Below are 7,631 nucleotides of genomic sequence, written 5' to 3'. Positions count from 1 at the left end.
CCTGTAGTTTTATCAATTAACAGAGAATGGCGCTCACCACTTTCAAATAGGTTCTGTTCTCCCCATTGTCGCAAAGCCACAACCACAGGAAACAAACTCTCTCCTTTATCGGTCAATACATATTCTTGATAAGCTGTGCCATCCGAAGCGTCTTGCATTTCAAGAACACCAGCATCCACTAATTTTTTTAGTCGGTCAGAAAGAATATTTCGCGCCACTCCTAAGCTGCGCTGAAAATCTCCAAAACGGCGCATTCCATCAAAAGCATCACGCACAATGAGCAGTGACCAGCGGTCTCCTATCAGGTTGACGCAACGTGCAACAGGACAAGGTTCATCTTTTAACAATGCAGAGTTCGTCATAGAGTTTCCTTACCAATCATCAGTAATAAGTTATCTAGTTGCATTTTAAAACTAGCAGGCTTAACATTCAACTAGTTGCATTTTAAAACTAGATTGAGTGAGTTTAGAGCCATGAAAGCTTCTCTTGCATCTTCAACTTCACACGCTAAAAGCGATAAACCGCTTTCAAGCATGCCTCGTGACGTAATATTGCTATTTGCTATTGCAAGTGGTGCAAGCGTAGCAAATGTCTATTATGCGCAGCCTTTACTCGACATATTGGCCAAGGACTTTAACGTTAGTCATGCCGCCATTGGTGGTGTAGTGACAGCCACTCAAATCGGTTGCGCCCTTGCTCTCGTGTTTTTAGTACCGTTGGGTGACCTTGTAAATCGGCGTCGATTAATGGCCCTACAGTTACTGGTTTTGATCTCAGCATTACTCGTGGTTGCCTTTGCTCACTCTACAATTATTCTTTTGGTAGGAATGCTTGCCGTAGGTTTACTCGGCACAGCCATGACTCAAGGGCTTATTGCTTATGCTGCAAGTGCTGCTCTCCCACATGAGCAAGGACATGTGGTTGGTACTGCACAAAGTGGTGTGTTCATTGGTTTATTGCTTGCCCGAGTATTTTCAGGGGGAATTAGTGATTTAGCGGGATGGCGTGGCGTGTACTTTTGTGCAGCCATCATCATGCTCGGGATTGCATTGCCGCTTTGGAAACGTTTGCCTCATTTAAAAATTCAGCACGTTACCATGCGCTACCCGCAACTTTTAGCATCCATGCTAAAACTGCTTCACCAAGAAAAAGTGCTACAAGTACGTGGTGTTTTAGCTTTACTCATGTTCGCTGCATTCAATATTTTCTGGAGCGCGCTGGTACTACCGTTGAGTGAACCGCCTTACAGTTTTTCGCATACTATTATTGGATCTTTTGGACTCGTTGGAGTTGTGGGTGCGCTGGCTGCTGCACGTGCGGGTTATTGGGGGGACCGCGGATATGCCCAGCGTACAAGTTTAGTAGCACTCGTAATATTACTGCTTGCTTGGGGACCACTCTCACTCATGGCTTACTCACTGTGGGCACTCGTGATTGGCATCGTATTGCTAGACTTGGGCGGACAAGCCTTACATGTGACAAACCAGAGTATGATTTTTCGCACTCGTCCAGAAGCGCATAGTCGGCTTGTTGGTCTATACATGCTGTTTTATGCAATTGGTAGTGGATTAGGGGCAATCAGTACAACAGCCACTTATGCCTATGCTGGATGGTTTGGAGTATGTGCACTCGGTGCAAGTGTTAGCCTTCTGGCATTATTATTTTGGTGGATAACCCGTAAAGTCTCTTAAAAATGCCTACTTTCAAATAAAAAAACCACATCACTCAAGAGAATCATGTGGTTTTTAATGAGCAGTTAATTTAATGAGATGACTGAGCTGCTTTAGGTTTAAAAACCACTAAACATACAACAATGAAAGCTAATAAAACAAAAGACGCGCTAAATCTGCTTAACTCTAATCCACCATGCGCGATAGGTTTATCAAGGAAATCTCCCAATACTGCACCTAGAGGTCTGGTCAAAACGAAGGCCAACCAAAATAATAAGGTTCTTGAAATTTTGGTATAAAAATAGCAGATTGCTAACACCAATAATAAAGTACCAAAAATTAAAGCAGCGCTGGTATACCCTAAGCCTTGAGTATCAGCAGTCCAGTCTCCTAAAGCTGTCCCTAATGTTTGAGAAAACATGATGGTTAACCAATAGAAAGCTTCACTTTTTGCAGATTGAATACTCTTTACTGAAATTGTGCCGCAACTCAAATACCAAACAAACAGAGATACGCCTAATAAAATAAGTAATATTAAGCTCCCTCCTGCATAGCCCACACCTAAAGTTCGATCAACGAAATCGGCAATTGTCGTACCTAACGTGGTAGTGGCAATGATCGTCGCCCAGTAGAAAAATGAATTATAGTTTTTAGCTTTAATTTGTAGTCCGACAAATACTGCAAAGATCACAGCAAAAATTGCCGTACTAATGATATATCCCAAATTTAGGGACATAGATAGCGCATCTCCAGCAGTTTCACCTAGCGTTGTAGCTGCAATTTTAATGATCCAGAATAATAAGGTGACTTCTGGAACCTTACTCAAGGTTTTAGATAAATTCTCATGACTCATCATTGTATGTTCTCCAAACATACGTATTTATTAGCTCTTATCTAAATATTTATGCCTTAAGATAAAGTTAAGGTTAAAAATAAATTACAAATACTTTTTTCAAAGCAAATTACACGATGTATATAACCCAAAAACTCAAATGAAAAAGATAACAATATACAAATAAATAAAATATAATAACCAATAATTAATCATACCAGTGAATGAGTCATCTGGCTAAAATGCTTAAGTTTAAACCGTAGTGGGATGAAATCTTCTCTAACAATCTAAAGATTGATATGCAACATTAGTCCATTACTATCAAAATTATATGGAAATCCCTATAGGAACAAAATTGGGTATTAATAATAAATTGATTTGCGCAGTTGTATTTGCACTGCTTACAGGATGTCAACAGCAAGAAGCGAACGAAAATACCAGTGCGGTAAAACTCCCTGTTTATCGATCTAATGGTATTTCTGCTTCAGCGCGCTTAAAAGGAATATTAGAGCAGAAACAAGAGTGTCTCTATGTAAACGATATTCTGATTATCTTTCCCGAACACACTGCCCAGTGGGATTCTGAAAAAGAAGCTTTAAGCTATAAAGGCAAGCATATCCGCTTAGGTAGTGAATTAGATATTGCAGGAGGGAGTGGCGATTTTGAGCGAGACAATCTACGCATTAAACATTTAAGCCCAATGTGCGATCATCAAAATATTTGGTTTGCTGGATAATCTAGAGAGAAGGGTTCGAATTCAATTTCCGCTCCCCTCAACTTCTAGCTCTTAAATGGAACGATTCAACTCGCTATCAGATTTATAGATTTTTCTTACAGGTAACCAGAAATAAATATAAATCAAGAGCAGAACCCAACCCAACAACACATCTCCAATTAAATGTGGAGTTTCATGTGTCATCACCAAACCCATAACAAGCATTGCACCGAAGTGAGCAATATTTGCAAACATAGTAAATTCAAAAAATAGATAGTTTTTTAGAGGTTCATTCGCTGCTTTTAAAAGAAACCAGCCCCATACAATATAGATGGCTGAGATCATCAACTCGTAATGCTCACCTCCACCATGCAACTCTCCCCAGCGAACTAACCGAACCAGAAATTTACCCCATTCGAACTGAAGCAGAATTGCAGGAATATTAAAAAAGATAAGAAGCGCTGCTCCAACAAAAAATAGCAGAAAACTAATTCCCATAAATTTTGCAGCGAGGCTAAATCTCGATATTTTTATCTGATGAGTTGTTGGCATCCTTATATCCTCATTGATATAAACGTTAATTTATAATTTTAAGAAGCACGTAATCGACGAGTTTTAAAAATACCCAATCCTTTATCTTTAATATCCAGAATAAAAGATTTAAGTCCATTTTCGTCTGGAATTGGCAAGCGCCCTCGACCCAATCGATGCATTTGACGGGTATACCAAGTAATTTCTAATGATCCTAAATTATCAATAAACTTGATGCCCGTAGTTAAAGGTCTAACTTGGTTTATCGTTTCAAGCCCACTGAGTAAACGTTTAGCTGCCAAAGGTTCAATTGCAAAAATTCGTCCAAGACCAACAAAATCCAGATCGTTATTTGATAGAGCACTTTCGATCCCTTGCAAACTTCTAAAACCGCCAGTCACCATAAGTGGTACTTTACTAAGTCCACGAACTTTTTTAGCAAAGTCTAAAAAGTAAGCTTCACGAGAGATGGTTGATTCTTTAGGTTTACCCAACTGCATAATCGGTTTTTCATAGGTTCCGCCAGAAATCTCGATTAAGTCGATTCCCACCTCATCAAGTGCTTGAATGGTTGCCAACGATTCTTCTTCAGTAAAACCGCCTCTTTGAAAATCGGCTGAGTTCAATTTAATGCTTACCGGATAGTCAGCCCCGACTCGATTTCTAATTTCCTTATAGACCTCAAGGACAAATCTTTGTCGGTTTTCGATACTTCCACCCCACTGATCTGTACGACGGTTATGATGCGGAGAAAGGAATTGGCTAATTAAATAACCATGTGCGCCATGTAACTGTACACCGCTAAAACCTGCTTTCTTAGCAATCTCAGCAGTGTTTGCATAGCGTTGAATAAGGTCTTCAATTTCGTGCTGAGTCAGCTCTCGCGGTGTAGCAAAAACTGCTGCCATTTTCGGGCTAAAAGGCACAGCTGAAGGTGAAACGGTTTCTTTATTTAAGCCTCGAATTGCTTGTTTACCTGGGTGGTTTATTTGCATCCAGACCTCACTACCGCCAGATTTAGCAGCATCTGCCCATTCTTTGATTAGGTCTAAATTCTTTTCGTCTTCAATAATGACATTGCCTGGCTCACCAATTGCTCTAGAGTCAATCATCACGTTACCCGTGATCAAAACTCCAGCTCCAGATTGCGACCACGTTTGGTAGAGCAGAATCAACTCTTTACTCGGTCGCCCATCTGTATGCGCTAGTGCTTCACTTAAAGCCGATTTAATTAGCCTGTTTTTGAGTGTAAAGCCATGTTTTAAAGCAAATGGTGATGCCAGTTTTAATTCGTTTTTCATTTTAGACCTCCAGCCTTATTGTTTTTTACGCAGTAAGCTTTTGAATATAATTACGAATAGGCATTGCGATTAAATCAGGGTGGCTCGCAATTCCCCAGTGACCCGCATGAATATCAGTACGTGTAAAAGACGAATTTACCCATCTGTCTTGTTTGTCTACGATGTGTTGAGGCACAAAACGATCTTTGGTCATTGATAAAACATGCACAGGTACCGAGGTATAACGCTTTTTAGAGTTAATTAATGGCTTAAACAGATTCAACCGATAGAAACCTAACCCACGTACGGCATTTTTGAGTTGATGAGGATGTGGTGCAACTTTCTTACCTTCGAGTTGAGAAACCACTTTTGGCCAGATTTTTGATAGTCCCAGATACCAGCTTAACTCTGGAATAATTGGAATATTAAAAAACAGCATATAACTCGAAGAAATCATTTGCTTGATAGCAGCAAACTTTTTCGCTGGGTGTTTACTGTTCAGATTTTCTTTAAACCACATGCCTGCATGGTCAATACTCGGTGCTAAAGCCGTATAACTTTTGATATATGGTTTTAACTTATCGTCCAAAATCGCTTCCCAACCTTGGAGGGCGCCAAGATCATGACCAATCAAATGAACAGGCTGCTGAGGACTGGTTTGCTCAATAACTGCTTTTAAATCTGAAATGAGATAGTCCATGTGATAACCCGCGTCAGACAACGGAGTTCCAGATAAACCTGTACCTCGTACATCGTAAGTCACAATATGGAAATCTGATTTCAGTAATGAAGCCAGTTCATCCCAGATCTGTGCTTCGTCAGGATAGCCATGAATAAACACCAGTGTTTCACGATTATCTGCCGCTGTGCCCCACTCATATATTGATAGCGTGACATCAGCAGACTGAATATATCTTTGTTGCTTTTCAATATTCGTATTCATATTAGCTCACCAGTCCTTTTTGTATTTCTTCATAAAGTTTGACCGCTGGTGATCGGTTTATATAATCCAATGCAAGCTCGGTTGAACCTTCATAGTAAGGATGATAGGCAGGTTTAAAGAAGTTTTTAGCAATCGTGATAAACCAGACAGGACTTGGTACCAACTCTTGAGAGCTTGCTTTAAACCATTGTCGCCAAAAATCAAGACGGCCTAAGCTTTGTTGAGATTTAGGCAAACTGCGATCTACTGCTGCCAGTTCTTGAGTGCCTTTAACCATTAAGTAAGTAAAAATGGGTGCAGTAATACTCATGATGGTAGCACGTAAGGCATAGTTACCGCCTAAGTGCTCAAATAAATCGAAAGCAACCGTGCGATGTTCAACTTCTTCAGCACAGTGCCAAGTAAATAGATCACTTACTGCTGGGTCACAGCCTTTTTCTTCCCAGTGTGCTTTCGTCAAAGCGTATTGCCCTAATGCACACGTATAATGTTCAGCAGCAGCAACAATGCCTACACGAAACAATAACCAAGACTTTTGCATCCGCTTTGGGAGAACTTTTCCAAACGGCTTATCTGCCAGCATGTAATCAAATAGTTCAATTACGCGCTCGTACTGTTCTTCAATATCAACGCCATAACGCTGAATATATTTTTCGATAGATTCTTTGTGCGCTTGAGCATGAATCGCCTCTTGGCGAATAAAAGTTTCTACATCTTTTTTTAATTTTTCATCTGTTACGAATGGTAGTGCCTTATTAAAAATACGGCAGAAAAAGTACTCTCCTCGTACAAGTGTAAAACTGAAATGGTTTACAGCATGACTTCCAATCGGAGATTGTGGTATCCAATGTAGTGGTGATTCATTCCAATCAAACGCGACGCGACGTGGAAATAGCGGCCATAAAGTTTTAGAAGCCATATCTTTAAATGTAGTTGGTTGCATGTTCTTTTTCTCTTCCTCAAGATAGCTACACATTAAGTTCCAAAATAGAACTTGTTAATATCATTAAAGGACAATTCCGATGTCAGAACGGTCAAGAAGTAATAATTAACGTTTTAAAATAAGGGTTAGCACAAACTTTTCAGAGCGAAAAAAGGTAAAAAAGCCCCCATCTGGGAGCTTTTTAAAAATAGTTGAGGACCAGTTATTAACAGCTTAAAAGTTAGCTTGGATTAATCTCGGTAGTTAATCTTTGCAAATCATGACCCGAAGGTGCTTGGTAAACACGTAAACCAAATTCAGGAAGAATCGCAATTAAGTGGTCAAAAATATCTGACTGAATTGCTTCATAAGAAACCCATGCAATGGTATTGGAAAATGCATAAATTTCTAAAGGCAAACCTTGGCTAGTCGGCTGTAATTGACGAACCATAATGGTTTGATTTTGGGCAATGCCCTTGTGCTGGCGCAAATAAAATTCAACATAGGCTCTAAACGTTCCAATATTTGTTAAACGGCGCTTGTTATAACGAGATTGATTGCTTAAATGCTTATTGAACTCTTCAATTTCAGAATTCTTTGCATCGAGATATTGATCTAATAATAAAAACTCTTTGAGCTTTTGCTGCTCTTCATCACTCATGAAATGAACACTACTTTGATCGAGAAAGAGTGAACGCTTCATTCGACGGCAACCCGAATTGCTCATGCCTCGCCAGT

8 protein-coding genes and 1 pseudogene are annotated in these 7,631 nt (G+C 39.8%); 2 read left to right on the top strand and 7 right to left on the bottom strand.

Features of this window, described 5'->3' with window-relative positions; translation table 11 throughout:
* Nucleotides 1-362, bottom strand: a 362-nt coding sequence (locus UC75_RS12885) for a winged helix-turn-helix transcriptional regulator (RefSeq protein ID WP_049837834.1), incomplete at its 3' end; no start/stop codon positions are given.
* A 111-nt stretch (nucleotides 363-473) separates the two neighbouring features.
* Between UC75_RS12885 and UC75_RS12880 the strand changes: the two genes are divergently transcribed.
* Nucleotides 474-1,691 (top strand): MFS transporter, encoded by a 1,218-nt coding sequence (locus UC75_RS12880; protein ID WP_049837833.1) that lies wholly within the window; start codon nucleotides 474-476, stop codon nucleotides 1,689-1,691.
* A gap of 70 nt (nucleotides 1,692-1,761) precedes the next feature.
* Here UC75_RS12880 and UC75_RS12875 read toward each other — a convergent pair whose 3' ends face one another.
* Nucleotides 1,762-2,526, bottom strand: coding sequence for a hypothetical protein (locus UC75_RS12875; protein WP_049837832.1), 765 nt, complete (start codon nucleotides 2,524-2,526; stop codon nucleotides 1,762-1,764).
* 307 nt (nucleotides 2,527-2,833) lie between these two features.
* Here UC75_RS12875 and UC75_RS12870 point away from each other — a divergent pair, with 307 nt between their 5' ends.
* Nucleotides 2,834-3,238 carry a hypothetical protein gene (locus tag UC75_RS12870; protein ID WP_049837831.1) on the top strand — a complete coding sequence of 135 codons (405 nt, stop codon included), beginning with the start codon at nucleotides 2,834-2,836 and terminating at the stop codon, nucleotides 3,236-3,238.
* A 51-nt stretch (nucleotides 3,239-3,289) separates the two neighbouring features.
* On the opposite strand, the gene UC75_RS12865 is transcribed toward UC75_RS12870, so the two are convergent.
* The 5 genes and pseudogenes from UC75_RS12865 to UC75_RS12845 all read right to left on the bottom strand — a co-directional run.
* Nucleotides 3,290-3,769 (bottom strand): DUF6632 domain-containing protein, encoded by a 480-nt coding sequence (locus UC75_RS12865; protein WP_049837830.1) that lies wholly within the window; start codon nucleotides 3,767-3,769, stop codon nucleotides 3,290-3,292.
* Nucleotides 3,770-3,807: 38 nt separating this feature from the next.
* Entirely contained in the window at nucleotides 3,808-5,049 is a 1,242-nt protein-coding gene (locus UC75_RS12860; RefSeq protein ID WP_049837829.1) for an NADH:flavin oxidoreductase/NADH oxidase family protein, read from the bottom strand.
* Between the two features lie 25 nt (nucleotides 5,050-5,074).
* Nucleotides 5,075-5,971, bottom strand: coding sequence for an alpha/beta fold hydrolase (locus UC75_RS12855; protein WP_049837828.1), 897 nt, complete (start codon nucleotides 5,969-5,971; stop codon nucleotides 5,075-5,077).
* Nucleotide 5,972: 1 nt separating this feature from the next.
* Nucleotides 5,973-6,914 (bottom strand): metal-dependent hydrolase, encoded by a 942-nt coding sequence (locus tag UC75_RS12850; RefSeq protein ID WP_049837827.1) that lies wholly within the window; start codon nucleotides 6,912-6,914, stop codon nucleotides 5,973-5,975.
* 220 nt (nucleotides 6,915-7,134) lie between these two features.
* Nucleotides 7,135-7,631 (bottom strand): annotated as a pseudogene (locus tag UC75_RS12845) (mechanosensitive ion channel domain-containing protein); the annotation flags it as partial.

Source organism: Acinetobacter sp. V2 (assembly GCF_001188385.1).
GTDB classification, from domain to species: Bacteria; Pseudomonadota; Gammaproteobacteria; order Pseudomonadales; family Moraxellaceae; genus Acinetobacter; species Acinetobacter oleivorans.
The sequence above is the reverse complement of the archived record's forward strand: the minus strand, read 5'-3'. Positions and strand labels throughout refer to the sequence as shown.